The organism is Kribbella sp. WER1 (assembly GCF_054189145.1).
On sequence record NZ_CM135186.1, the window covers coordinates 7,034,774 to 7,061,523 of the forward strand.

Annotated in this window: 24 protein-coding genes; 20 read left to right on the plus strand and 4 right to left on the minus strand. The window is 69.7% G+C overall.

Annotated elements, in window-relative coordinates; genetic code table 11:
- Positions 1-39: 39 nt before the first annotated feature.
- The 12 genes from ACXJJ3_RS34525 (at position 40) to prmC (ending at position 15,282) form a co-directional block, all read left to right on the plus strand.
- A complete protein-coding gene (locus ACXJJ3_RS34525) occupies positions 40-225 on the plus strand; it encodes a PspC domain-containing protein (RefSeq protein ID WP_325042364.1) in 186 nt (61 codons plus the stop codon).
- Positions 226-268: 43 nt separating this feature from the next.
- A complete protein-coding gene (locus ACXJJ3_RS34530; protein ID WP_458166076.1) occupies positions 269-796 on the plus strand; it encodes a hypothetical protein in 528 nt (175 codons plus the stop codon).
- A 65-nt stretch (positions 797-861) separates the two neighbouring features.
- Positions 862-2,520 carry an arginine--tRNA ligase gene (gene argS / locus ACXJJ3_RS34535; protein ID WP_458166077.1) on the plus strand — a complete coding sequence of 553 codons (1,659 nt, stop codon included), beginning with the start codon at positions 862-864 and terminating at the stop codon, positions 2,518-2,520.
- Positions 2,517-3,926 carry a diaminopimelate decarboxylase gene (lysA, locus tag ACXJJ3_RS34540; RefSeq protein ID WP_458166078.1) on the plus strand — a complete coding sequence of 470 codons (1,410 nt, stop codon included), beginning with the start codon at positions 2,517-2,519 and terminating at the stop codon, positions 3,924-3,926. Before argS ends, lysA begins: the two co-directional genes overlap by 4 nt.
- A complete protein-coding gene (locus ACXJJ3_RS34545) occupies positions 3,919-5,214 on the plus strand; it encodes a homoserine dehydrogenase (protein WP_458166079.1) in 1,296 nt (431 codons plus the stop codon). Before lysA ends, ACXJJ3_RS34545 begins: the two co-directional genes overlap by 8 nt.
- 5 nt (positions 5,215-5,219) lie before the next feature.
- Complete coding sequence (gene thrC, locus ACXJJ3_RS34550; protein ID WP_458166080.1) at positions 5,220-6,284, plus strand: threonine synthase; 1,065 nt, start codon at positions 5,220-5,222, stop codon at positions 6,282-6,284.
- Positions 6,285-6,294: 10 nt separating this feature from the next.
- Positions 6,295-7,236, plus strand: coding sequence for a homoserine kinase (thrB, locus tag ACXJJ3_RS34555; protein WP_458166081.1), 942 nt, complete (start codon positions 6,295-6,297; stop codon positions 7,234-7,236).
- 330 nt (positions 7,237-7,566) lie between these two features.
- Positions 7,567-9,735: a transcription termination factor Rho gene (gene rho, locus ACXJJ3_RS34560; RefSeq protein WP_458166082.1), complete on the plus strand. Its 2,169-nt coding sequence runs from the start codon at positions 7,567-7,569 to the stop codon at positions 9,733-9,735.
- Between the two features lie 815 nt (positions 9,736-10,550).
- A complete protein-coding gene (locus ACXJJ3_RS34565) occupies positions 10,551-12,971 on the plus strand; it encodes a glutaminyl-peptide cyclotransferase (protein ID WP_458166083.1) in 2,421 nt (806 codons plus the stop codon).
- Between the two features lie 107 nt (positions 12,972-13,078).
- Positions 13,079-13,285 (plus strand): 50S ribosomal protein L31, encoded by a 207-nt coding sequence (gene rpmE / locus ACXJJ3_RS34570; protein ID WP_458166084.1) that lies wholly within the window; start codon positions 13,079-13,081, stop codon positions 13,283-13,285.
- A gap of 87 nt (positions 13,286-13,372) precedes the next feature.
- A complete protein-coding gene (prfA, locus tag ACXJJ3_RS34575; protein WP_458166085.1) occupies positions 13,373-14,449 on the plus strand; it encodes a peptide chain release factor 1 in 1,077 nt (358 codons plus the stop codon).
- A gap of 11 nt (positions 14,450-14,460) precedes the next feature.
- Positions 14,461-15,282 (plus strand): peptide chain release factor N(5)-glutamine methyltransferase, encoded by an 822-nt coding sequence (gene prmC, locus ACXJJ3_RS34580; protein WP_458171980.1) that lies wholly within the window; start codon positions 14,461-14,463, stop codon positions 15,280-15,282.
- Between the two features lie 38 nt (positions 15,283-15,320).
- Here prmC and ACXJJ3_RS34585 read toward each other — a convergent pair whose 3' ends face one another.
- The 4 genes from ACXJJ3_RS34585 to ACXJJ3_RS34600 all read right to left on the minus strand — a co-directional run bounded on the left by ACXJJ3_RS34585 (position 15,321) and on the right by ACXJJ3_RS34600 (position 20,962).
- On the minus strand, positions 15,321-16,190 hold the full coding sequence (locus ACXJJ3_RS34585; protein ID WP_458166086.1) for an endonuclease/exonuclease/phosphatase family protein: 870 nt from the start codon (positions 16,188-16,190) through the stop codon (positions 15,321-15,323).
- Positions 16,187-16,954 carry a hypothetical protein gene (locus tag ACXJJ3_RS34590; RefSeq protein WP_458166087.1) on the minus strand — a complete coding sequence of 256 codons (768 nt, stop codon included), beginning with the start codon at positions 16,952-16,954 and terminating at the stop codon, positions 16,187-16,189. The genes ACXJJ3_RS34585 and ACXJJ3_RS34590 overlap by 4 nt, the downstream gene beginning before the upstream one ends.
- A gap of 169 nt (positions 16,955-17,123) precedes the next feature.
- Entirely contained in the window at positions 17,124-19,919 is a 2,796-nt protein-coding gene (locus ACXJJ3_RS34595; RefSeq protein WP_458166088.1) for a BTAD domain-containing putative transcriptional regulator, read from the minus strand.
- A gap of 17 nt (positions 19,920-19,936) precedes the next feature.
- Positions 19,937-20,962 (minus strand): adenosine deaminase, encoded by a 1,026-nt coding sequence (locus ACXJJ3_RS34600; RefSeq protein ID WP_458166089.1) that lies wholly within the window; start codon positions 20,960-20,962, stop codon positions 19,937-19,939.
- A gap of 109 nt (positions 20,963-21,071) precedes the next feature.
- On the opposite strand from ACXJJ3_RS34600, the gene ACXJJ3_RS34605 reads away from it, so the two are divergent.
- From ACXJJ3_RS34605 to ACXJJ3_RS34640, 8 genes are all read left to right on the plus strand, one after another.
- The gene (locus tag ACXJJ3_RS34605; RefSeq protein ID WP_458166090.1) at positions 21,072-21,902 is read left to right on the plus strand and encodes an L-threonylcarbamoyladenylate synthase; all 831 of its coding nucleotides are present in this window, start codon (positions 21,072-21,074) and stop codon (positions 21,900-21,902) included.
- 150 nt (positions 21,903-22,052) lie between these two features.
- Positions 22,053-23,171: a glycosyltransferase family 4 protein gene (locus ACXJJ3_RS34610; protein ID WP_209693877.1), complete on the plus strand. Its 1,119-nt coding sequence runs from the start codon at positions 22,053-22,055 to the stop codon at positions 23,169-23,171.
- 204 nt (positions 23,172-23,375) lie between these two features.
- Entirely contained in the window at positions 23,376-23,840 is a 465-nt protein-coding gene (locus ACXJJ3_RS34615; RefSeq protein WP_458166091.1) for a hypothetical protein, read from the plus strand.
- Positions 23,841-23,930: 90 nt separating this feature from the next.
- Entirely contained in the window at positions 23,931-24,146 is a 216-nt protein-coding gene (locus ACXJJ3_RS34620) for an AtpZ/AtpI family protein (RefSeq protein ID WP_458166092.1), read from the plus strand.
- Positions 24,147-24,255: 109 nt separating this feature from the next.
- Positions 24,256-25,038 carry a F0F1 ATP synthase subunit A gene (gene atpB, locus ACXJJ3_RS34625; RefSeq protein ID WP_458166093.1) on the plus strand — a complete coding sequence of 261 codons (783 nt, stop codon included), beginning with the start codon at positions 24,256-24,258 and terminating at the stop codon, positions 25,036-25,038.
- Positions 25,039-25,123: 85 nt separating this feature from the next.
- A complete protein-coding gene (gene atpE, locus ACXJJ3_RS34630; protein WP_458166094.1) occupies positions 25,124-25,357 on the plus strand; it encodes an ATP synthase F0 subunit C in 234 nt (77 codons plus the stop codon).
- 35 nt (positions 25,358-25,392) lie between these two features.
- Positions 25,393-25,953: a F0F1 ATP synthase subunit B gene (locus tag ACXJJ3_RS34635; RefSeq protein ID WP_458166095.1), complete on the plus strand. Its 561-nt coding sequence runs from the start codon at positions 25,393-25,395 to the stop codon at positions 25,951-25,953.
- Positions 25,953-26,750 (plus strand): F0F1 ATP synthase subunit delta, encoded by a 798-nt coding sequence (locus ACXJJ3_RS34640; RefSeq protein ID WP_458166096.1) that lies wholly within the window; start codon positions 25,953-25,955, stop codon positions 26,748-26,750. Before ACXJJ3_RS34635 ends, ACXJJ3_RS34640 begins: the two co-directional genes overlap by 1 nt.

Genomic DNA, 26,750 nt, shown 5'->3' on the forward strand with positions numbered 1-26,750 from the left:
AGTGGAGGTAAGCCCCACGGTGGAAAGGAAACGGTACTCATGGCTAGCTCTCTGGTCCGCCCGTCACACGATCGCTGGATCGGCGGTGTCTGCTCCGGACTGGCTCGCCGGTTCGGTATCTCGTCCAACACGATGCGGCTGATCTTCGTGATCAGCTGTTTGCTCCCGGGCCCGCAGTTCCTGATCTACATCGCGCTCTGGATCCTGATGCCGTCCGAGCGCTGACCCCGGCGACCGGGCGTCCCGGCGTACCTGACAACCTGCTCCCATGCGAGCAGGCAGGTGGCGCCGGGCGGCCGGGACGGCGGGCGTGTTGCTGTTCGCCGGCGTGCTGCTCGGCGGTTGTGGGCTTGGCCCGGCCGAGCCCGCGGCCGCCGATCTACGGGCTGCCGCACCGCCCTGGGCTGCGCCCCGGGACGCGGTCGCCTACATCGACAAAGCCGGGTTCGAGCGGCTGCCGCTGGACTTCTCCGGCCCGTCGCCGTACACGCTGAACGTCGCGGTCACCCTCGGCGGCAAGCCGGTCCAGGTCGCGGCCGGGATCGGCATTGACAAGCTCCGCGCCGAGCAGGCCGCCGTCCACACCCACGGCACCGACGGCGTCGTCTGGGTGGAGGCGAAGACCGCCGCCGAGCGCCCGACGCTCGCCCAGTTCTTCACGCTCTGGGGTGTCCGGTACGACGCGCAGTGCCTCGCCGACGCCTGCCAGAACCTGACCGTCACGGTCGACGGCAGACCGGCCGCCTGGGACACTCCGCTGGTCCGCAACAGCCACATCACGGTGAGTGCTCGGTAGCGCTGCTGTACCGGGCTGTGGATAGCGAGTCAAGGGTTTGGGCCGCGGCCCATTAGGCTGATCCGGTGACTCCGGAACAGCTCGCTGAGAAGATCCTCCAGGCCCTGGCCGCGCTCGCCGCCGACGGCACCATCACCGTCGAGGGCGGGCTGCCGCGCGAGCTGAAGGTCGAGCGACCCAAGAACCCCGAGCACGGGGACTACGCGACCAACGTCGCGATGCAGCTCGGCAAGCGCGCCGGGCTGAATCCGCGGCAGTTCGCCGAGCTGCTGGCCGCGAAGCTCCGCGACGACGAGGCGATCACCGCGGTCGACATCGCCGGCCCCGGTTTCATCAACCTCCGGGTCGCGGCCGATGCCCAGGGCAAGGTCGCGCAGTCGATCCTGGACGCCGGCGCGGCGTACGGCACCAGTGACAGCCTGCAGGGCCGGGCGATCAACCTCGAGTTCATCTCGGCGAACCCGACCGGTCCGCTGCACCTGGGCCACACCCGCTGGGCCGCGGTCGGCGACGCGCTGGCCCGGGTGCTGGCCGCCGCCGGCGCGAGTGTCACCCGCGAGTTCTACATCAACGACCGCGGCAACCAGATGGACAAGTTCGGTGCCAGCCTGCAGGCCGCCGCGCACGGCGAGCCGATCCCCGAGGACGGGTACCACGGGGAGTACATCCTGGATCTCGCGAAGCGGATCGTCGACGAGGTCCCGGGGATCACCGAGCTGCCGGTGGACGAGCAGCTGGTCGCGTTCCGCGAGGCGGGGTACGAGCGGCAGCTCAAGGAGCAGCAGGACCAGCTCGAGCACTTCCGGACCAAGTTCGACGTCTGGTTCTCCGAGCGCAGCCTGCACGAGCAGGACGGCGTACCGCACGCGATCCAGAAGCTCCGCGACCAAGGCCACCTGTACGAGGCCGACGACGCGCTGTGGATGCGGACGACGGACTTCACCGACGACAAGGACCGGGTGCTGATCCGGTCGAACGGCGAGCCGACGTACTTCGCCTCCGACGCGGCGTACTACGTGAACAAGCGCGAGCGCGGGTTCGAGACCTGCGTCTACCTGCTCGGCGCCGACCACCACGGCTACGTGAACCGGCTGAAGGCGATCGCGGCCTGCGCCGGCGACGACCCCGAGCACAACATCGAGATCCTGATCGGCCAGCTGGTGAAGATCCTCAAGGGCGGCGAGGAGATGCGGCTGTCCAAGCGGGCCGGCACCATCGTCACGCTCGCCGAGCTGGTCGAGGAGGGCGGCGTCGACGCGCTCCGCTACACGCTGTGCCGGTATCCGGCCGACTCCCCGCTGACCCTGGACATCGAGGAGATGACCCGCCAGGCCAGCGAGAACCCGGTCTTCTACGTGCAGTACGCGCACGCCCGGCTGGCCTCGATCCTGCGGAACGCCGACGAGCTCGGCATCAAGCTGGACGAGTTCGACCCGGGCCTGCTCAGCCACGAGCGCGAGGGCGACCTGCTGCGTGCGCTGGCCGAGTTCCCGCGGGTGGTCGCGACCGCCGCCGAGCTCCGCGAGCCGCACCGGATCGCGCGGTACCTCGAGGACACCGCGGCGGCGTTCCACAAGTTCTACGACAGCTGCCGCGTGCTGCCGCGCGGCGACGAGGAGGTGGAGCCGGTGCACAAGGCTCGCCTGACCCTGGTCTCCGCGACCCGGACCGTGCTCGCCAACGGGCTCGACCTGCTCGGCGTCTCCGCCCCGGAGCGGATGTGAGGGCGCACGAGGCGGGCGCGCTGCACGCCGACATCGGCCACCGGGCACCCCCCTGGCTGCGCGCTCCCCGTGACCCCAACGAACTGGTCCCGTCGCTCTGGTCGATGAACGCGAAGAAGGACGCCGAGGGCGCCCTCGTGGTCGGCGGCGTCGACGTCCGCGACCTGGTCGCCGAGCACGGCAGCCCGGCGTACGTGCTCGACGAGGACGACTTCCGGGCCCGGGCGCGCGCGTTCAAGCTCGCCTTCAGGGACGTCGACGTCTACTACGCGGGCAAGGCGTTCCTCTGTACGACGGTCGTCCGCTGGGTGATGGAGGAGGGGCTGAACCTCGACATCTGCAGCGGGGGAGAGCTGGCTGTCGCGCTCCGGGCGGGTGCCGACCCGAAGCGGCTGGGGTTCCACGGGAACAACAAGTCCGAGTCCGAGCTGGCCCGCGCGCTGGAGGCCGGCGTCGGCCGGATCGTCGTCGACTCGCAGTTCGAGATCACCCGGCTGATCGAGCTGGCCCGCGAGCGCGGCGTCGTCGCGCCGGTGATGGTCCGGGTCACCGCGGGCGTCGAGGCGCACACCCACGCGTACATCGCGACCGCGCACGAGGACCAGAAGTTCGGCTTCTCGATCACCTCCGGCGCGGCCTTCGAAGCCGTTGCCCGGATCAACGAAGCGCCCGAGCTCGAGCTGCTCGGCCTGCACTCGCACATCGGCTCGCAGATCTTCGACTCGTCCGGGTTCGAGGTGGCCGCGAAGCGCGTGATCGCCTTGCACGCCAGGGTTTCGGAGGAGATCGGCGTCGACATGCCGGAGCTCGACCTGGGCGGCGGCTTCGGGATCGCCTACACCACGCAGGACGATCCGTCCGACCCGGCCCAGCTGGCCACCGAGATGGGCAAGATCGTCGAGCACGAGTGCCACGAGCACGACATCCCGGTCCCGCAGGTGTCGGTCGAGCCCGGCCGCGCGATCGTCGGCCCGGCGATGTGCACGGTGTACGCGGTCGGCACCGTCAAGGAGGTCGAGCTGGACGCCGGCGCGGCCCGGACGTACGTGTCGGTGGACGGCGGGATGAGCGACAACATCCGCGCCGCGCTCTACGACGCCGACTACTCCTGCACACTCGCCAACCGGTACTCCGACGCCGAGCCGACGCTGGCCCGGGTGGTCGGCAAGCACTGCGAGGCCGGCGACATCGTCGTGAAGGACGAGTTCCTGCCCGCCGACGTCCGGCCCGGTGACCTGGTCGCCGTGCCCGGGACCGGTGCGTACTGCCGGTCGATGGCGAGCAACTACAACCACGTGCCGCGGCCACCGGTGATCGCGGTCAAGGACGGCCGAACGCGCGTCGTGGTACGCCGTGAGACCGAAGACGACCTGCTGCTCCTGGACATGGGGACCGCCGATGAATGATGCAAAACCTCTCAAGGTAGGCCTGCTCGGTTGCGGAGTGGTCGGCACCGAGGTGGTGCGGATCCTGACCGAGCAGGCGGACCATCTGGCAGCCCGCGTCGGCGCCCGCCTGGAGATCGCGGGGATCGCTGTCCGCCGGGCCGGCCGCGAACGCGACATCGCCGTGGACCCGGCGCTGGTCACCACCGACGCGCAGGCGCTGGTCTCGCGCGGCGACCTGGACCTGGTGATCGAGGTGATCGGCGGGATCGAGCCCGCCCGGACGCTGATCCTGACCGCGCTCGAGCACGGCGCCTCGGTCGTCACCGCGAACAAGGCGCTGCTCGCCGAGGACGGCCCGACGCTGTTCGCGGCCGCCGAGAAGCACCAGCGTGACGTGTACTTCGAGGCCGCGGTGGCCGGTGCGATCCCGATCCTGCGCCCGCTGCGCGAGTCGCTGGCCGGCGACGACGTGATCCGGGTGATGGGCATCGTCAACGGCACCACGAACTACATCCTGGACAAGATGGACAGCACCGGCGCCGGCTTCGACGAGGCGCTCGAGGAGGCCCAGGCGCTCGGGTACGCCGAGGCCGACCCGACCGCGGACATCGAGGGCTTCGACGCCGCCGCGAAGGCCGCGCTGCTCGCCAGCCTCGCGTTCCACACCCGGGTGTCGATCGCGGACGTGCACCGCGAGGGCATCACCGAGGTGACCGCGACCGACATCGCGTCGGCCCGGGAGATGGGCTGCGTGGTGAAGTCGCTGGCGATCTGCGAGCTGGACGAGACCACCGACTCGGTGAGCGCCCGGGTGTACCCGGCGATGATCCCGGTCGCGCACCCGTTGGCCAGTGTTCGGGACGCGTACAACGCGGTTTTCGTGGAAAGCAAGGCAGCCGGGCGGCTGATGTTCTATGGTCGTGGTGCCGGCGGCGCCCCGACGGCCAGTGCCGTCCTCGGGGATCTGGTGTCCGCCGCGCGCAACCGGCTCAAGGGTGTGCCGGGAGTCGGCGAGTCGTCGTACACCCAGCGGGCCGTGCGGCCGATGGGCGACGCGACGACCCGCTACCACGTGTCGCTGGACGTGGCCGACAAGGCCGGTGTGCTGGCGGCGGTGGCCCAGGCGTTCTCCGAGCACGACGTGTCGATCCAGACCGTCCGCCAGGAGGGCCGGGGCAGTGACGCGCAGCTGGTGGTGGTCACCCACACCGCGACCGATGCCGCGTTGTCCGCGACCGTGGAGTCCTTGCGGGACATGGACATCGTCCGTGAAGTCAGCAGTGTGATGCGGGTAGAAGGCGAGTAACGAGCATGGTGCACCAGTGGCGTGGCGTGATCGAGGAGTACAGAGACCGGCTTCCCGTCTCGGCGGACACGCCGGTGGTCACGCTCGGCGAGGGCGGGACGCCGCTGGTGGCCGCGCAGTGGCTCAGCGAGCAGACCGGCTGCGAGGTGTGGCTGAAGGTCGAGGGCAACAACCCGACCGGCTCGTTCAAGGACCGCGGGATGACCGTCGCGATCTCGCTGGCCGCGCAGGCCGGGGACAAGGCGGTCGTCTGCGCGTCGACCGGCAACACGTCCGCGTCGGCCGCGGCGTACGCCGTCCGCGCGGGGATGCTGCCGCTGGTGGTGATCCCGGCCGGGCGGATCGCGAAGGGCAAGCTCGCGCAGGCCGTGGTGCACGGCGCGAAGCTGGTGCAGATCGACGGCGGGTTCGACGACTGCCTGCGGATCGTCCGTGAGCTCGGGAAGAACTACCCGGTCGCGCTGGTGAACTCGGTGAACCCGGTCCGCCTGGAGGGGCAGAAGACTGCGTCGTTCGAGGTCTGCGACGCGCTCGGCGACGCGCCGGACCTGCACCTGCTGCCGGTCGGGAACGCGGGCAACATCGCGGCGTACTGGAAGGGGTACCAGGAGTACGCCAAGGACAAGCTGGCGACCCGGACCCCGAAGATGTGGGGCTTCCAGGCCGAGGGCGCGGCGCCGATCGTGCGCGGCGCGATCGTGGAGAAGCCGGAGACCGCGGCGACCGCGATCCGGGTCGGCAACCCGGCGTCCTGGACCCTGGCCGAGGCCGCCCGGGACGAGTCCGGCGGCCGGATCGACCTGGTCACCGACGAGCAGATCCTCACCGCGCAGCGCGAACTCGCAGCCCGCGAAGGCGTCTTCGTCGAGCCCGCGTCCGCGGCCGGTGTGGCCGGCCTCCTGGAGGCAAAGGCCGCCGGCGAGGTCCCCGGTGGTTCCACGATCGTGATCACCGTCACCGGCCACGGCCTGAAGGACATCGACACGGCTTTGTCGCACGCGACGTTCGAAGAGCCTCCGGTGACGCCGGCCGACACGGACGCGGTCGCCCGCCTCGCCGGCCTCGCCTGAGCAGGCCGTGATGAGCGAAGAGACCAGCGATCGCAGAACGTGTGACCAGGTGCGGGTGCGGGTGCCCGCCACCAGTGCGAACCTCGGGCCCGGGTTCGACGCGTTCGGGCTGGCGTTGACGTTGTACGACGAGCTGGTCGTCACCCCGGGTGGGTCCGGGGTGACGGTGCAGGTGAGCGGCTGCGGCGAGGGCGAAGTACCGCTGGACGAGTCGCACCTGGTGGTGCGGGCGATCCGGGCGGGGCTGGACGTGCTGGGCGCGTCGGTGCCCGGCTTCACGTTGCGGTGCGAGAACCGGATTCCGCACGGGCGCGGGCTCGGATCGTCGTCGGCGGCGATCGTCGGCGGGCTGGCCGCGGCGTACGCGCTGGCCGGCGAACAGCTCGACCGCGAGCGTCTCGTCGTCCTCGCGAACGAGCTCGAAGGACACCCGGACAACGTTGCCGCGGCAGCACTCGGAGCCTTCACTATCGCTTGGACTGAAGGGGAAACCGGCCGCGCGGTGCAACTGCAACCGGCGGCGGGAACTGCTGCGGTTGCCTACGTACCGGACAACCGCGTGCTGACCAAGGAGGCGCGCGGACTGCTGCCGGGCGTTGTTTCCCACAGTTCAGCGGCGGCCAATGCCGGGAAGGCTGCGCTGCTCGTCGCCGCGCTGACCGGCCGCCCGGAGTTGCTGCTCACCGCGACCGAGGACCTGCTGCACCAGGAGTACCGCGAGCCCGCGATGCCGGAGAGCCTCGCGCTGGTGCACAAACTGCGCGGCAGCGGCCTGGCCGCGATCATCAGCGGCGCCGGCCCGACGGTCGCCGTGCTCGGTCACGACGACGGCAAGGGTGCAGGTCAGGGCGCGTTTTTCCGGAGTACGCCGGACGCCCCGGACGGCTGGACCAAGCACGAGCTGGCGATCGATCCAGTCGGCGTACAGGTCTGGTCGATGGAGGCCGGCTGACGCGGGGAATGCGCCGCGACGGACACGCGTTGAACCCCCTGGAGTCGGCAGAAGGACCTGTGTTGGTGCTAGTCTCGACTCACCCGATCCCCTCCAGGTGATCGGTGTGCTCTCGTCACGATCCGGGCTGTGCTCCCGGCACCCTGTGTTGTGTGGCGACCCTCCTGTGGATGTGACCTTGCGCCGCCTGCGTCGGAGATGTCCGGTGGGACTCAGATCGAGCGAGAGACCTCCTGTACCCCGCGTGCCCGTTGTGTGGCCGTGGGTGGAATGAAATTTTGGTCGATGGGCCGTGCCGGCTCTCGACGATCCGTGTGGGAAGGACCTCACGTGACAGAAACTGTTGAAGCTTCCAGCGGGGACGCCGCGACCACTACCGCGCGTCGCCGGAAGGCTGGAAGCGGCCTCGAGGGCATGCTGCTCCCCGAGCTCAAGCAGCTCGCCGGGACGCTCGGCATCAAGGGCACCGGCGCACTGCGCAAGGGCCAGCTGATCGAGGCGATCAAGGCCGCTCAGACGGGATCTCCCGCGGGCGGCTCTACCGGCCGCGGCCGGGCGAAGGCGACGCAGTCGGCGCAACCGACGCAGCCGACGCTCGACGAGTCGGCCGAGGCGCCGGCGGCGAAGTCCGCCGAGACGCCGGCCAAGCGCGAGGGCGGCAGTCGCCGGACCCGCGCCGCCGCGCAGAAGGACGCGGCCACCGACCCGGCGCCGACCGAGGCGCCCGCCCAGCAGGACGTCCGTCAGGACGCGCGGCAGGATGCGCGCCAGGACGTCCGGCACGACGGACAGCACGATGCCCGGCAGAACGGTGCCGCCCCCGAGGCCGCCGTCGAAGCACCCGCGGCGCGGCAGTCCCAGCCGGAGGTGCAGCACGGTGCCCCGAGCGGTGCCGAGGACCGCGGCGACGACCGCGGTGAGAACCAGGGCCGCAGCCGCGACCGGAACAACCGGAGCCGCGACAACCAGAACCGGGACACCAACCGGGACGGCAACCGTGAGCAGAACCGGGACGGCCAGCGCGACAACCAAGGCCGCGACGGCCAGCGTGACAACCAGGGCCGTGACAATCAGGGCCGTGACAATCAGGGCCGTGACAACCAGCGGAACCGGCAGGACCAGAACGACCGCGGCGAAGAGGGCGAGGGCCGTCGCCGGCGCCGCCGGGGCCGCGACCGGGACCGCAACCGCGACGGCCAGACCGGCCGCGACGGTGGCCGGGACGGTCGTGACAGTGGGCGTGACGGCGGTCGCGACGGTGGCCGCGACGGTGGCCGGGACAACAGCCGCAACCGCGGCCGCGGCGAGCGGTACGACGCCGAGCCGACGATCACCGAGGACGACGTCCTGGTCCCCGCGGCCGGCATCCTCGACGTACTCGACAACTACGCGTTCGTCCGGACCAGCGGCTACCTGCCGGGCCCGAACGACGTGTACGTCGCACTCTCGATGGTGAAGCGTTACGGCCTCCGCAAGGGCGACGCGATCACCGGCGCGGTGAAGCAGCCGCAGGAGGGCGAGCGCAAGGAGAAGTTCAACCCGCTGGTCCGGATCGACACCGTGAACGGTGCGGACCCGGAAATCGCCAAGCAGCGGCAGGACTTCAACAAGCTCACCCCGCTGTACGCGACCGAGCGGCTCCGGCTGGAGACCGAGCCGGGCATCCTGACCACCCGGATCGTCGACATCGTCAGCCCGATCGGCAAGGGTCAGCGCGGCCTGATCGTCTCCCCGCCGAAGGCCGGCAAGACGATGGTGCTGCAGGCGCTCGCGAACGCGATCACCACGAACAACCCCGAAGTACACCTGATGGTCGTGCTGGTGGACGAGCGGCCCGAAGAGGTCACCGACATGCAGCGGACGGTCAAGGGCGAGGTCATCGCGTCGACCTTCGACCGGCCGGCCGACGACCACACCACGGTCGCGGAGCTGGCGATCGAGCGGGCCAAGCGGCTGGTGGAGCTCGGGCACGACGTCGTCGTACTGCTGGACTCGATCACCCGGCTGGGGCGTGCGTACAACATCGCGGCGCCGGCCAGCGGGCGGATCCTGTCCGGTGGTGTGGACTCGTCCGCGCTGTACCCGCCGAAGCGGTTCTTCGGCGCGGCCCGCAACATCGAGGACGGCGGTTCGCTGACGATCCTCGCGACCGCGCTGATCGAGACCGGCTCGAAGATGGACGAGGTGATCTTCGAGGAGTTCAAGGGCACCGGCAACATGGAGCTCCGGCTCCGTCGCGAGTTCGCCGACCGCCGGATCTTCCCGGCCATCGACGTGGTCGCCTCCGGCACCCGCCGCGAGGAACTGCTGATGTCCAAGGACGAGACCCAGGTGGTCTGGAAGCTCCGCCGGGTGCTGTCCGCCCTCGACGGCCAGGCTGCGCTCGAGCTACTGATCGGCAAGCTCAAGGAGAGCAAGTCGAACATCGAGTTCCTCCTCCAGGTCAACAAGACCACCCCGTCCACCGGCACCCCCCACAACACCACCAACGGCGACTGACAAGTCGGTACGTGGGGTGGGCGAACAACCCACCCCACCTACCAACACCGCCACCGACCGCACCTGACCAACACCCCAACCCACACCGCCACCCCATAAACCCTGCTGGCCCCGCCTCCCACACCACCGCCGCGCTTCACGTCCCGCGTCGGCCCGGCGCCCTCACCTCCCGCGCCGGCACCCGTCGCGCCTCTCGTGCCGTGCCGCTGCCGACGTACCTCTCCTGCCGCGCCGGCCTCGTCGTACCTGTCCTGGCGTCCGGTGCCGTCCCCTCACCTCCCGTGTGGGCGCCGTCTCTCGCGCCGTCCCTGGCCAGTGCATTTCAGGGGTTCACTCCTGAAATGCACGGTTTGCACCCCGTATGCAGGGTGCAAACCGGCAAGCTCGGTGGTTAACCCCTGAAATGACCGTTCGCGCCGGTTGGGTGGTGTGGGTGGACGTATTCGTGGTGAACCTCCGGGATGGTCCGTTTGCGTGGCGCATGCGCGGGGCGAACCGGCACGCCTGGAAGTTCACGTCTCAAACGGTGGGTGGCGGGTGGCCGGCGCGGCGTGGACGGCGCGAAGGGGAGCGGCTGGGGGTGGAGCGGCGCGGGGTTCGCGGGGTGGGGAGGGCGTGGGTGGGGAGGGCGTGGGTGGGGACGGCGTGGTGGAGACGGCCGTGGGTGGGGACGGCCGTGGGTGGGGACGGTGGGGCTGAGGGGGGACTCAGGTAGCTGAGAGAAGGTGTGCCGGGGGTTCATCTGGAACTCACCGAAGGTTTCTCGCCGGGGGAGATGTGTATCCCGTCAAGTAATCACTTCGGCGGGAGTTGGAATGCGCACAAGATGGCGACTGGCCTCGGTCGTCGGGGTCGCGCTGGTGGCGGTCACCGGCGTCGCGGCCGCGAACGGGCTGCCCGGCCGGCACGCGGGCCCGCGCCCCGACGGTACGGCGACCACGACGTACGGCTGGCGGGTGACGCCGGCCGGCGATCAGAGCAAGCTCGGCGAGAAGCCGTTCGGTTCGGCGCTCAGCCCGGACGGCAAGTACCTCGCGATCAGCAACGACGGCACCCGGACGCAGAGCATCTCGCTGGTCGAGGCCGCGACCGGCAACGTCGTCCAGAACCTCCCGTACGCGAGCCCGGAGGCCCTCTTCATCGGCCTCGCCTGGAGCCCGGACGGCAGCAAGTTGTACGCCGCGGCCGGCGGCAACGACAAGATCCGCGTCTACACGCAGGCGAACGGGGTGCTCACCGAGACCTCCCCGATCGCCCTCCCGAAGGGCACGTTCCCGGCCGGCCTCACCCTCAACGCCGACGGCAGCAAGCTGTACGTCGCCGGCAACGGCAACGCCGCGATGTCCGCGATCGACACCGCCACCGGCACGGTCCTCGGCAAGGTAGCGACCGGCCCGAACCCGTTCACGGTCGGCCTGACCGCGGACGGCAAGACGGCGTACGTCTCGAACTGGGGCACCAACACGGTCTCGGCCGTCGACACCGCGACCCTCACCGTCCGGAAGACCCTGACCGTTGGCAGCCACCCGACCGCGATCCTGCGGAACCCGGCCACCGGCGAGCTGCTCGTCGCGGTCACCGACGCCGACAAGGTGATCGGCATCGACCCGGCCACCGACGCGATCACCCGGACGATCGAGCTCGCGCCGTACCGGCACGCGCCGGTCGGCTCGAGCCCGCAGGGCCTGGCGATCGACGGGAACACGCTGTACGTCGCCAACGCCGGCAACAACGACGTCGCGGTCGTGAACCTGCGGACCAACCGCGTCACCGGGCTGATCCCGACCGGCTGGTACCCGACCACGGTCACCGTCACGCGCGACCACAAGCGCCTGCTGGTCACGAACGCGAAGGGCCTCGGCGCCGGCCCGAACCCGGGCGGCCCGCAGCCGACGAACCCGGTCGTCGACTACTCGCAGTACGTCGCGTCGATGATCATGGGCACGCTCTCCGACATCGCCGTACCTGGCCGTGACCAGCTCGCGCACTACACGAAGCAGGTCCGCGAGAACGACGGCTTCGACGGCGCCGGGCACCCGAACGGCCCGGCGAACGTGATCCCGGTCCGCCCGGGCGATCCGAGCCCGATCAAGCACGTGATCTATGTGGTGAAGGAGAACCGCACGTACGACCAGGTGTTCGGCTCGCTCGGCAAGGGCGACGGCGACCCGTCGCTGAACCTGTTCGGCGACGACTCCGCCCCGAACCAGCGGCAGCTGGCCCGCCAGTTCGTCACGTTCGACAACTTCTACGCCGACGGCGCGGTGTCCTCGGACGGCTGGGAGTGGGCGACGGCGTCCGAGTCGAACGCGTACAACGAGCACCTCTGGCCGGTGGCGTACTCCGGTCGCGGCCGCAGCGACGACGTGTACACGAACCAGGCGACCGACCCGGGCAAGCTGACCGGCGACTCGCGGATCTGGGACCGGCTCGACGACGCCGGCATCTCGTACCGCAACTACGGCATGTGGGCGGGCGGCCCGCTGCCGGCCAAGGTGTTCGCGACCGAGCCGCGGCTGGCCGCGCACACCGACCCGAACTACGCCGCGCAGAGCGGTGACATCCGGGACAACTCCCGTGTCGACGAGTGGCTCAAGGAGTTCAACGCGTCCGGCGACCTGCCGACGATGCAGTTCGTCCGGCTGGCCAACGACCACACGTTCGGTACGTCGGTGGGCAAGCCGACGCCCAAGGCCGCGGTGGCCGACAACGACCAGGCGCTCGGGCGGATCGTGGACGCGGTGTCGCACAGCAAGCACTGGAAGGACACCGCGATCTTCGTCACCGAGGACGACGCGCAGAACGGCCCCGACCACGTCGACGCGCACCGGACCGTGGCGCTGGTGATCAGCCCGTACACGCAGACCGGCAAGGTCGACTCGACCATGTACAGCACGGTCTCGATGATGCGGACCATGGAACTGATCGCCGGGATCGGCCCGCTCACCCAGTTCGACGCCGGGGCGACCCCGATGACCGCGAGCTTCACCGGGAAGCCTGATTTCACGCCGTACGACGCCCGGACGCCGTCGCAGTCGCTCGACGAGAAGAACACCGCGTCGGCCCCGCTCGCCGCGGAGTCGTCGAAGATGGACTTCAGCCAGGCGGACAAGGCGCCCGAGCAGCAGCTGAACGAGGCGATCTGGAAGAGCGTGAAGGGCGCGAACAGCCCGATGCCGGCACCGCGGGGCGCTCCGGCGAGCGGCGCGGAGGCGGCCGAGGAAGGCGGGCGCTGACCCCGGATTTCCGGCGGATTACCAGGTCGTGGCACACTAGATGGCTGGTTCCGGTTCACGTTCGTACCGTGCGGACGACCCGGGGCACCTGATCCTAGGAGACTGTCTTGAAGAGCGACATCCACCCGACGTACGTGGACACCCAGGTGACCTGCACCTGTGGCGCGACGTTCACCACGCGCTCGACCGCGGAGAACGGCGTCATCCACGCCGACGTGTGCTCGCAGTGCCACCCCTTCTACACCGGCAAGCAGAAGATTCTGGACACCGGTGGCCGCGTCGCCCGCTTCGAGAAGCGGTACGCCAAGAAGTAGTTTTTCGGCCGCGCGCCGGTTCCGCACGTCTGTGTGGAACCGGCGCGCGGTTTGTCATCTCAGAGAAGCTTGAAGGGAGGAGTGCGCATGTTCGAAGCGGTGCAGACGCTGAAGGCGGAGTACGCCGAGCTGGAGCGGCAGATGGCGGAGCCGGAGCTGCACTCCGACCAGGCCAACGCCCGCCGGGTCGGCAAGCGGTACGCCGCGCTGGCGCCGGTGGTGCGGACGTACGACGAGTGGTTGCAGACCGGCGACGACATCGAGGCGGCGCGGGAGCTGGCGTCCGAGGACCCGGCGTTCGCCGAGGAGGCTACCCGGCTGACCGCGCGCCGTGAGGAGCTCGCGGACCGGCTGCAGACGCTGCTCGTCCCGCGGGACCCCAACGACGACAAGGACGCGATCCTCGAGATCAAGGCCGGCGAGGGCGGCGACGAGTCGGCGCTGTTCGCCGGGGACCTGCTGAAGATGTACCTGAAGTACGCCGAGTCGCAGAACTGGAAGACCGAGGTGCTCGACTCGGCCGAGTCCGACCTCGGCGGGTACAAGTCGATCACGGTCGCGGTGAAGGCGAAAGGTACGCCGGAGCCGGGCGACGCGCCGTACGCGAAACTGAAGTTCGAGGGCGGGGTGCACCGGGTGCAGCGGGTCCCGGTGACCGAGTCGCAGGGGCGGATCCACACGTCCGCGGCCGGCGTCCTGGTGCTGCCCGAGGCCGAGGACGTCGACGTCGAGATCGACCCGAACGACCTGCGGATCGACGTGTTCCGCTCGTCCGGTCCGGGCGGGCAGAGCGTGAACACGACCGACTCCGCCGTCCGCATCACGCACCTGCCGACCGGCATCGTGGTGTCGATGCAGAACGAGAAGTCCCAGCTGCAGAACCGCGAGCAGGCGATGCGCGTGCTGCGCGCGAGGCTGCTCGCCGCGGCCCAGGAGGCGGCGGATCAGGAGGCGTCGGACGCACGCCGCTCGCAGATCCGCACGGTGGACCGCTCGGAGCGGGTCCGCACGTACAACTTCCCGGAGAACCGCTTCTCCGACCACCGCGTCGGCTACAAGGCCCACAACCTGGACCAGGTCCTCGGCGGCGACCTCGAACCGGTCATCAAGGCCCTCACCGAAGCAGACCTGGCCGCGCGACTAGAGTCCGTCGACTCCCAGTGAGCACTGGGGGAGTGCAGGGGCTGGTCTCGGAGGCGGCGGCACGACTGCGTGAGGCTGGAGTTGCTTCGCCGGAGTTCGATGCTGGTGAGCTGCTTGCGTTTGTGACCGGTTCCAGTCGGTTGATGCTGCGTGAACCTACCGCCGAGCAGCGGGTCAGGTTTGAGGAGTTGGTGGCGCGGCGGGTGGGGCGGGAGCCTTTGCAGCATCTGACAGGGGTGGCTGCGTTTCGGTATCGGGAACTGGCGGTTGGGCCTGGGGTGTTTGTGCCGCGGCCGGAGACCGAGGTGATGGTGGGGTGGGTCCTGGAGCGGATCGCCGGGGTGGCGAATCCTCTGGTGGTCGACCTCTGCACCGGGTCGGGGGCGATCGCGGGGGCGGTGGCTACCGAGCGGCCGGACAGTACGGTGCACGCGGTGGAGCTGTCCGCGGACGCGGTCGCGTGGGCTCGCCGGAACCTGGACGGTACCGGGGCGATCCTTCACGAGGGCGACATCGACGGGTGTCTGCCGGAGCTGGACGGGCAGGTGGACGCGGTGATCTCGAACCCGCCGTACATCCCGTTGACCGCCTGGGAGTCCGTCACGGCCGAGGTCCGCGATCACGACCCGGCGCTGGCGCTGTGGTCCGGTGACGACGGGCTCGACGAGATCAAGGTGGTCGCGGCGACCGCCGGCCGGCTGCTCAAACCTGGCGGCTGGTTCGCCTGCGAGCACGCCGACGTCCAGGGCGAATCCGCCCCGGCTGTCTTCACCGCCACCGGCCTGTACGCCGAGGTCCGCGACCAACTCGACCTCTCCGGCCGCCACCGCTTCACCACCGGCCGCCGCATCTGACGCCCGAGCCGACCGCCGGGCCGAGCCGACGACCGCGTCTAGCGCGCGAACCCTCGCGTGCCAGGCGATTGCCGCGTCGGCGGCCGACGCAGATCCTGCTCGCGGACCCGCCCACCGGCGACCGTCCCGGCGTCCCGCCGCTCGAGCCGGCAAACGACCACGTGATGATCCGCCCCGGCGACCTGCACCACCTCCGCCTCCCGGCTCACCAGATCACGGGTCGAGAACAACCGATCGATCGACCGCCCATCCGGCGTGGTAGCCGGCGGCGGATCCCCAAACGCATCCACCAACCCCAAACCTTCACCGAAAACCTCCCGCGGGTCCGCCATGTTCAGATCCCCCGCGACAACCGCCTGCCGCACCCCGCGCGCCGCCAGCTCAGCCCGCAGAAACCCAGCCAGCTGTACGCCGTACTCCCGCCCGACCCCCTCCGCATAGCTGTACTCCACCCCCTCCGCACTCCGGAACATATGCACCGGACACACCTGCCCACCCACGATGTCCACGCCGAACTCGGTGCGCGCCACCACGAACCCCTTCGGATGCGGATCCATCGGCGCACCCGTCCGCCAGTGCAGGTAGTCGATCGGCGGATCCGGCAGGTCGATCCGCTCCAGCTCGGTCAGCGGGTACGCCGACGCGATCCCCACCCCCAGCCGCTCCACCCCCGGGATGTGCGAGTCCGAGAACTCCTGCCGCGCGAACGACAACTCCCGCCCCGGCATCGCCGCAGCCCCGAGCCGCTCCAGCTGGTCGCCGCGGGTGTCCAGCTCGGTCACGATCAGTACGTCGGCCCGCATCCCGGCCAGCGCCCGCCCGAAGTCCTCCGTCCGGTCGGCCCCGAGGTACCCGTCCGGCCCGACCAGCCGCCCGCCGGCGACGTTCGCGAAAGCGATCGAGATCATTCGTAGACCACCAGTTCCGGCCGTGGTTTCAGCGCGAGCACCTGCGCGGGCGTCATCAGCGGACCGTGCCGGGTGTCCTCGGTGTAGAACAGCTTGAACCCGGCATGCACCGCCGCCGGCAGATGGGCCGTCAGCTTCGTCCAGGTCTTCAGCTTGTCCTTCCGCGCACCGATTCCGTCGACCGACTTGATCGTCACCACCCCCGGATGTGCCTTGAGCGCGGCCTCGCCGCTGACGATCTTCGTCGACAGCTGATGGAACACGAACACCTTCTCCGGCAGGTGTTGCGCCGTCACGAGCCCCGACAGGTACGCCGCGATGCTGTTCAGCTCGGCGCCGGTCGTATGCCCGAACACCTTGCCCGGCACCTGCGTAGGCCCGACCGCCCACTCCGGATCGAACGCCAGCCCGACGTCCGGTTCCTTCAACCACCGCTCCAGCCGCTGCACTTCGGGCAGGATCTTCGAGCGGCCCGGCTGGATGTCGAGCAGCAACAGCATCTTGTGTCTGCGGGCAACCGTCAGGTATTGCGCGATCTTGGCGTCAGGCAGCCGCCCGCGGTACATCCCGTCCTTCCCGCGCGACCCGCGCGCCACCACGGTGATCAGCTCCAGCACCGGCTGCGGTGTACGCCCTGCCGCATAAGCATGCGCCAGGGTCTCCAGCTTGGCGGCTTTCGCGTCCAGGTCCTTGTCCAGCGGTCCCAGCGCCGGGGAGCCCGGCAGACCGACGTACGCGACCAATTGGTACTTCGGGAACAGCACACGCCCGCCACGCGGTAAACCGTCAGGCGCGGCCTGGAGCGTTGGGGTGGAATGCGTTGGGGTCGGAGGTGTTGCGGCTGGTGCCTTTTTGCCGCTGCAGGCCGTCAGAGCCAGCAGTACGACGGCTACGACAGAACAGACTCTCCGCATCAGCCCAGCCAACCACATGTCACGCCTCTGAACGCTCCAGCCCGTCGGCCGCACGTTCCACCATCGATTCAGGCCCCTCGGCGAGTGCCAGCTCCAGCGCACGCGCGAAATGCGGCCGTGCCTGGGTGAGCTCGCCCTTGTGCAGCAGGGTTTCCGCCAGCCGCAGGTACGCGTTCTGCTGCGACTGCCGCGACTCACTCTCCAACGCCAGCTCCAGCGACCGCCGCCCGACCTCGATCGCGTCCTCCCACCGCTCTTGCCGCGCGTACGCCGTCCCAAGGAACGCGTAGGTGTAGATCAGGCTGTAGTCGGCCCCACGCTCCACCCCGAGATCACGGGCCGTCGTCAGCGCGTCCACAGCCTCATCGACCTGTCCCAGCTCCAGCTGGCACTCGCCGATCCCGTTCAGCACCTCTGCCCGTACGGCGGGCTCCCCGAGCTCCAGCGACTCCTCGTACGCCGCCAACGCCTGCGCGAACTCCCGACGGTCCCCGTACGTCACCCCGAGGTACGCCAGCACCCGCGCCACGATCCCCACGTCACCCGACTGCCGCGCCACGGCCAACGCCTCGTCCAGTACGGCGAGCGCGTCGTCGTCCGGCTTCACCTTGGCTTGGCTGTACCCGATCGACGCGAGGATCCGCGCCCGCAACACCAGGTCGGCGTCCTCCGGCAGCCGGTCGCGGGCGTCCTGCAACGTCCGCAGACTCGCCTCCGCGCCGCGCCGGTACCGCCCGAGGCTGCCGATCGACAGCAGTACGCGCGCCTGCGCCGCAGCGTCCGGCGCCGTCCGCAGCGCGACCTCCAGCGCCTCGTCCATCTCGTCCACCCGGCCGCGCTGGAAGAAGCACGACGCGATCGCCAGGCCGAGCTGGTACGCGTGGTCGACAGCGCCGCTCGACTCCGCGAACCGGATCGCCGCCAGCACGTTCGCACCCTCGGCGTCGACCCATTCCAGGCCGTCCGCCGCTGACGTGAACTCGGGCAACCGCACCGGCGCCGGCGATGGCAGCGGCTGCAGCTGGCTGCTGAAGATCGCCGTACTCGCGGCTGCCGTCGCGTAGAGGTAGAAGTCGAGCAAACGTCGTCCGGCGTCCGGCTCCGTCGGCAGGGTCCGTGCGTACTGCCGCAGCAGGTCGTGGAACTGGAAACGGCCAGGCCGGAGCTGTAGTAGCAGGTTGGCGTCGACGAGCTGCTCCAGCAGGTCTTCGGCCTCAAAGGCGTCCACATCGGCCAGTGCGGCCGCGGCGTACGCCTCGATGTCCTGGCCGGTCATCGCACCCAGCAGCCGGAACAGCCGCTGCTGGTCGGCCGGCAGGTGCTCGTACGACAAGGCGAACGCGGGGGAGACCCCACCGCTGTCGGTGCTGAGCTCAGCCAGCCGCCTGTCCTCGGCGCCGAGCCGTTTGCTCAGGTGCTCGACCGTCCAGCTCGGCCGGTGCCGCAGTCGCGACCCCGCGACTCGAATCGCCAACGGCAAGTACCCGCACCGGCTCACGACCTCTGCTGCCGCAGCAGGGTCCTTGGCGCGGTCGGGCCCGACGAACTCGGCCAGCAGCTCCTGCGCATCTTCAGGCCGCAGTACGTCGACCGCGAACCGGGCTGTCGCGTCAAGACCGGACAGCTGCCGTCGGCTCGTCACCAGGACGCCACAGCGCGGACTGCCGGCCAGCAACGGCAGCACTGCCGCGCTGTCCGGCGCGTTGTCGAGTACTACGAGCATGCGCCGCCCGGACAGCTCAGAACGCCACAGGGCGGCCCGTTCCTCGAGGTCTGCAGGGATACGGTCCGCTGGGACGGACAGTGTGCGCAAGAGCCGATCTAACGCATGCAAAGCGGACACAGGCTCGTGGCCGGGCGTGTAGCCATGCAGGTCGATGAAGAGCCGCCCGTCCGGGTACACCTCTGCCAGCCGACGCGCTGCCCGAACAGCCAGCGCAGTCTTGCCCACACCAGCCATCCCGTCGATCGCCACGACCACAGGACCCTCGGTACGCAGCGCATCGACCACCTGATGCAGTACGTCGTCCCGCCCGACAAACGCGGCGCCGTCGTACGGCAGCTCGTCACGGACCGCAGGGCGGGCCAGCGGCTCGTCGTTGCGCAAGATCCGCTGGTGGATCTCCCGCAACGCCGGACCGGGCTCCACGCCGAGCTGGTCGATCAAGGCCTGCCGTGTCTGCGTGTAGGTGTCGAGCGCTTCCGAACTGCGCCCGCTGCGCCAGTACGCGAGCATCAGCTGCCCGGCGAACTGCTCGCGCAGCCGATCCGCCTCCACCAGCGCGACCAGCTCCGGTACGAGGTCGCCGTACCGGCCGAGCTCCAGGTCCGCGTCGATCCGCTCCGCGAGCACCTTCAGCCGCCGTTCCGTCAACCGGTGCCGCTCGACGCCGAGGTAGTGTCCGGGCAGCCCGGCCAGCGGCTCACCCCTGAACAACGCCAGGGCTTCCGCCAACCGGTCCGCCCGTACGTCGACGTCGTCGGCCGCATGCGCCGCGTCGACGAGCGCTTCGAACCGGGTCAGGTCCGTCCCGCCGAGCAGCAGGCTGTACCCGTCCCGCGAACGCACCAGCACGTCCTTCGGCAACAGCTGCCGCAGCCGGTAGACGTACGGTGCGACGATGCGCGCGCCACTGTCCGGCGGCGCGTCGTTCCACACCAGATCGACCAACTCGTCGGCCGACAACACCTGCCCGGCCCGCAACGCCAGCACAGCCAGCAATGCCTGCTGCCGCAACGGCCCGAGCTCGATCCCACGATCAGCCGCCCAGCCACGCAACGGACCGAGCAGGTCGAGCCGCAGGTCGTCCGTCACGCACGACAGTGTGGCAGCTACACCGCGTTCTTGCTCACGTATGCGTCGATCTCGGACACCAGAGCGGTCTTCACCGAGTCCTCGGCGAACGACTCGCGGACCGCGGTCTTCGCGAGTTCGCCGACGCCGGCCTCGTCGAGGTCGAGCAGCCGGGCGGCGACGGCGTACTCGTTGGTGAGGTCGGTGCCGAACATCGGCGGGTCGTCGGAGTTGATCGTCACCACCAGACCGGCGTCGACCATCGCGCGCAGCGGGTGCACGTCGTACGACTCGACCGCCTTGGTGGCGATGTTGGACGTCGGGCTGACCTCCAGCGGAATCCGGTGCTCGCCCAGGTAGTCGACCAGTGCCGGGTCCTGCATCGTCGACGTGCCGTGGCCGATCCGCTCGGCCTTCAGCTCCCGCAGCGCGTCCCAGATCGTCTGCGGACCGGTCGTCTCGCCCGCGTGCGGCAGGCTGTGCAGCCCGGCCGCGACCGCCGCCTCGAAGTGCGGCTGGAACTGCGGCCGCGGGACGCCGATCTCCGGACCGCCGAGCCCGAACCCGATCAGCCCCTCCGGCCGGATCTTGGTGGCGATCCGCAGCGTCTCGTCGGCGGCCGGGATCCCCGCCTCGCCGGAGATGTCGAAGATCCACCGCAGGACCAGGCCGAACTCCTTCTCGGCCGCCACCCGGGCGTCCTCGATCGCCTCGCAGAACGCCTCCGCCTGGATCCCGCGGACCACCGAGGTGTACGGCGTGACGGTCAGCTCGGCGTACCGCAGGCTCTGCTGCTCCGACATCTCGCGGGCGATCTCGTAGGTCAGCAGCCGGACGTCCTCGGGCGTCTTGATCAGCGCGACGACGGACAGGTAGATGTCGATGAAGTGGGCGAAGTCGCTGAACTTGAAGTACTCGGCCAGCGCCGCCGGGTCGGCCGGCACCGGCGAGCTGGGGTGCCGGGCGGCCAGCTCGGCGACGATCCGCGGCGAGGCGGACCCGACGTGGTGGACATGCAGCTCGGCCTTGGGCAATCCGGCGAGGAACTCACGGCTCACAGTCATGGCAGGGATCCTAGGGAGTGCACCGCCCGGTCCGCGCGGAAGCTGACAATCGTTTGTCAGCAATGACCCGGGTGGAGCCGGGGCCTCTGTGAGTGGCACGATTCACTCCGTGAGTGAGCGCTTCGACTTCACCGGGGACGAACTGGCACCGGCGTACCGCGCAGCGGTGGACGCCATCGAGGCCGGCGACCTGGTCGTGCTGCCGACCGACACCGTCTACGGCATTGCCGCCGACGCCTTCAAGGCGGACGCCGTGCAACGGCTGATGGACGCCAAGGGCCGCGGCCGGGACATGCCGCCGCCGGTACTGATCTCGGTGGTGGAGTCGCTGGACGCGCTCGCCACCGACGTACCGGACGCCGGCCGGAAGCTCTGCGAGGAGTTCTGGCCCGGTCCGCTGACCGTGATCTGCCACGCGCAGAGCTCGCTGATGTGGGACCTGGGCGAGACCCAGGGCACGGTCGCGTTGCGGGTGCCGGACCACGAGAACACCCGCGAGCTGCTGTCCCGCACGGGCCCGCTCGCGGTCAGCTCGGCGAACACGTCGGGCAACCCGGCGGCGCTGGACGTGTACGACGCCGAGGAGCAGCTGGGCGAGGCGGTCGCGGTGTACCTGGACGGCGACCGGGTGTCCGGCGGGCAGCCGTCGACGATCGTCGACATCACCGGCGAGACGCCGCGGGTGCTGCGGGTCGGCGCGCTGTCGCTCGAACAGCTCCGCGCGATCGCCCCCGAGCTCACCTCGGACGACGATCCCGAGCCGGCGCCGGACGCGAAGCCGCAGGACGAGGAGCCCCAGGACGAGAAGCCGGAAGACGAGAAGCCGGAAGACAAGCCCGAAGCGAAGCCAACTGAAGAGCCCGCGGAAGCGTCCAACAAGGGCGAGGAGAACAAGCCCGATTCCGATGTGAGGCCTGCGGACCAAGGTCATGACTCCTGACTCCACACCTACTGCGCGGCACTCGGCGCGGCATCTCGCCGCACGAGTGCAAAGGGCAAGATGCTCCGCATCTGACCCTTCGCCCTCGCGCGCCGAGCTACCACGCCGAGTACCTGCTCGCTACGGCGTGAAGTCAGGAGACATGACCTAGTGCGCGAGTACCTGCTGGTCCTGTTCGTGGCGATGGCCACGACCTTCCTGCTGACCGGCGTCGCCCGGCAGATCGCGATGCGGTACGGCGCGGTCGCCAAGGTCCGGGCCCGGGACGTGCACAAGGTGCCGATCCCGTACTTCGGCGGCCTCTCCATCCTCGGCGGCCTGATCGCCGGCTACGCGGTGGCGAGCAACCTGCCGTTCCTCGGCAACAGCCTGCAGGTCGCGCACGACGCCCGCGCGATCCTGGTCGGCGGCGTGGTGATCTGCGCGGTCGGCGTGGTCGACGACCTGTACGAGCTGGACGCGATCACCAAGCTCGCCGGCGAGGTGCTCGCGGTCGGCGTACTCGTTGTCCAAGGCATCCAGTTGTACTGGCTGCCGCTCCCGGGCGGAGTGATCTCGCCGTCGCCCGCGCAGCTCGCCGTACTGACCGCGGGCATCCTGCTGGTGTCCTGCAACGCGGTGAACTTCGTCGACGGCCTGGACGGTCTGGCGGCCGGCGTGACCGCGATCGGCGCCACCGCGTTCTTCATCTACTCGTACCTGCTGAACGTGCACGAGAACCTCGACCGGGCGACCACGTCGACGCTGATCACGGTCGCGCTGGCCGGCGCCTGCCTCGGGTTCCTGCCGCACAACTTCTTCCCCGCAAGGGTTTTCATGGGCGACTCCGGCGCCCTGCTGATCGGCCTGATGCTGGCCGCGTCGACGATCAGCCTGACCGGCCAGATGGACCCGAACGCGGTCCCGTACGAGGTCGGCGGCTCCAGCCTGCTGCCCGCGCTCCTACCGTTGGTCCTCCCCATCGCCATCCTGGCGATCCCGGCGCTGGACCTGACGCTCGCCTACATCCGCCGTACCAAGGCCGGCCGCTCACCGTTCGCCGCCGACAAGCAGCACCTGCACCACCGCCTGATGCAACGCGGCCATTCGCACCGCCGCGCCGTCCTGCTGATGTACCTCTGGACCGCCTTGATCGCGTACGGCGTGGTCGTCCTCGGCCTCGTCCTGTACTGGTGGACGGCGCTGATCGTGTTCGCCGTCGCGGTGACCGCGGTGCTGCTCACGACAGGTCTCCCGGGCCGCCGGCGGAAACCGCTCGCCAAAGTCTGAGTGCCAGCTGAGAGGGACCAGACCACCGGTCGGTGTGGCCTACCGATAAGGTGTGGCTGTACAGCGGCAGGGGCCTCGTTTTGCTGAGCGTGCAGACTTTGTGCTAGTTTTCACAAGCACCAGCAAAGAACAGCGACACCCCTGACCCCGCCCACCCGACGAGCTGGCCGCGAGACCAGCACGCCAGCAGGACGGAACCACCAGATGGCTCCCACGGCCCACAGCCCGAAAACCGCCGGACAAGCAACCAAGCACCCGGCGCTGGCAATGCTGCGCGGCGCTCTGGTCGCAGCCCTCGTCGTCGGCGTGAACGCGACCGCCGTCTCGACGGTCGCCGCCGGTCTGCCCGGCCTGTGGGGAGCCCTCCTCGGAGTGCTGATGGTGGTCGTCTTCTCCGGTGCCGGCCTGTTCGCGTTGCACCTGTCCCGGCGGTCCACGCCGACGATGCAGCTCGCGATCGCGATGGCGTCGTACACCGGCCGGATCGCGATCTTCGGCGGCCTGCTGGCGATCGCGTTGAGCTCGGACTCGCTGGCCCGGCACGTGAATCTGACCGTGCTCGGTCTGGTCGCACTGGTAGTGGTGATGGGCTGGATGGCGGGCGAGATCTGGGCCTGGTCCCGGCTGCGGGTGCCGATCTACGACCTCGACCACGAGGTGACCGCATGAGCACCCTGGGTAACGATTTCCCTGCTGTGGTGGAGATTACGGACGCCGGTGTGACCGTCACTGTCGCCAACTGGTACGTTTCGGGTGCCAATGAGCGAGAACCAGGATCCGAAGCCATCACCCCCCAATTCGGGCGACGGCTGGCGGGTCCTGTCCTACTTGATCGGCGGTGTCCTGTTGTACGGGGGCATCGGGTTCGGGTTGGACCGGCTCTTCGGCACCCAGTTCCTGGTTGTGGTGGGCATCGTTCTCGGCGCCGGCCTCAGCATCTTGATGTTGCACTTCCGGTACGGGCAGCGGTCCTGACGAAGGGCCCGGCCCCTACCGGGTCTGACGTTGTTGACCGCCATGCCCTGAGCCGCCCTGCCCTTAGCTACAAGGCGTCCGACTTGAGCACGACGCGAGAGGAGACCCGGTGATTGCCGGCGTTTCGACCGAGTTCACCCCACCCGGTCCAGAAAGCTTCAATCTCCCGCCGATCATCCCCGGCGTGGACTGGTTCACCAAGCCCGTGCTGGTGGCCGCGTTGTCCGTCGTGGTGATCGTCTGGTTCTTCTGGGGTGCGTCCCGCAAGGCCGCCATCGTGCCGAGCCGGATGCAGTTCACCGGCGAGCTCGCGTACAACTTCGTCCGCAACTCGATCGCGCGTGACGCGATCGGCAGCCAGGACCACATGAAGTACGTGCCCTACCTGTGCGGCCTGTTCTTCTTCATCCTGCTGAACAACGTCGCCGGATCGATCCCGTTGATCCAGTTCCCGACCTTCAGCCACATCGGCTGGGCCTACGTCGCCGCGGTCATGAGCTGGGTCATCTACAACGCGGTCGGCATCAAGAAGAAGGGCCTGTGGGGCTACTTCAAGCACCAGACCATGCCGGCCGGTGTGCCGATCTGGCTGATGCCGCTGATGATCCCGATCGAGTTCATCTCGAACATCCTGGTCCGGCCGATCTCGCTGAGCCTGCGGTTGTTCGCGAACATGTTCGCCGGCCACATCCTGCTCGGGGTGTTCGTGCTCGGCGGCGAGTACATGGTGTTCGAGTCCGGGAAGATCTTCCTCGGCGGCGTCGGCATCGTCACGTTCATCATGGCCCTCGCGATCGCCGGGCTGGAGCTGTTCGTGCAGTCCATCCAGGCCTACATCTTCGTGGTGCTGACCGCGCAGTACATCGGCAGCGCCATCGCCGACGAGCACTGATCCCCACGAAGCCGCAGTACCCCTAGACCCGTAGTAACGGAAATCCCGGATAGGCCCCTATCCGCACCCGAAAGGAAACACCGCAATGTCGAGCATCGCTCTCGCAATCAGCGGCAACATCGCCGTCCTCGGCTACGGCCTCGCCGCGATCGGCCCGGGCGTCGGCGTCGGTCTGATCTTCGCCGCGGTGATCAACGGCACCGCGCGTCAGCCGGAGGCCCAGAGCAAGCTGCAGTCGATCGCCTGGATCGGCTTCGGTGTCACCGAGGTTCTGGCCATCATCGGTATCGCGCTCGCGTTCGTCTTCAAGAACGGCTGACCCACTCCTTCTTTACTGACTGACAGGACTCAGATATGACGACGTTGGTGCTACCACTCGAGGCGGCTCCGAGCCCGCTGCTGCCGCACACCGCCGAGATCATCTTCGGTTTCGTCTTCCTGGTCCTGCTGGCCATCGCCTTCGCCAAGGTGGTCGTCCCGAGGTTCGAGAAGGCGTATGCCGATCGGACCGCGGCGATCGAAGGCGGGATGAACGAGGCCAAGCAGGCCCAGGCCGAGGCGAAGGCGGCTTTGGAGAAGTACAACGCGCAGCTGGCCGAGGCTCGGCAGGAAGCTGCGAAGATCCGTGAGGACGCCCGTGAGCAGGGTGCGGTGATCATCGCGGAGATGCGTGAGCAGGCGAACGCCGAGGCCGAGCGGATCGTCACGCACGCGCGGGCCCAGATCGACGCCGAGCGGGCGCAGGCGGTCACGTCGCTGCGCTCCGAGGTCGGCACGATGGCGACCACGCTGGCCGGCCGGATCGTCGGTGAGTCGCTCGAGGACGAGGCCCGGCAGCGCCGGACCGTCGAGCGCTTCCTGGCCGAGCTGGAAGAGTCGGAGTCCGCTCGTCAGGCTGTCGGAACGGACGGCTGATGCGCGGCGCGTCGAACGAGTCACTCGCCCGGGCCGAGCAGGCCCTGGCGGGTGTGACCCCGTTGGAGGGGCTGGGCGGCGAGCTGTTCTCGGTCGCCAAGCTGCTGGACGGCAGCGGCGCGCTCCGGCGTGCGTTGACCGACCCGGCGCGGCCGGCCGAGGCCAAGGTCGGGCTGGCCGGGCAGTTGTTCGGCGGCAAGATCTCCGGCCAGGCGCAGGAGATCCTGTCCGCCGCGGTGGCCGGTCGCTGGGTCAGCGGCCGGGACCTCGGTGACGCCCTGGACCAGCTCAGTGTCGAGGCCGAGGTGGGCTTCGCCGACACCCGGCGGAAGCTGGACGAGGTCGAGGACGAGCTGTTCCGGCTGGACCGGGTGGTCGCGGCCGAGCGCGTGCTGGCCGACAAGCTGGGCGACCGGGGGATCCCGGTCGAGCACCGCCAGGAACTGATCCGCGGGCTGCTGCAGGGCAAGGCCGACGCCACCACGGTGCGGCTGGCCGAGCGGGCCGTGGACGGCCGCGGCCGGAACTTCGCGGCCTCGATGCGCGCGTACCAGGTCGCCGCGGCGGCCCGGCGGAACGCCAGCATCGCGACCGTGCGGGTGGCGACCGACCTCTCCGAGGCGGAGCGCACCCGGCTCGCGGCAGCGCTCGGACGGCAGTACGGCCGGGACATCCAGCTGAACGTCATCGTCGACCCGAACGTGGTCGGCGGTGTCCGGGTGGACATCGGCGACGAAGTGATCGACGGAACCATCGCGGCCAGGCTCGACGACGCGCAACGGCGCATCGCGGGCTGA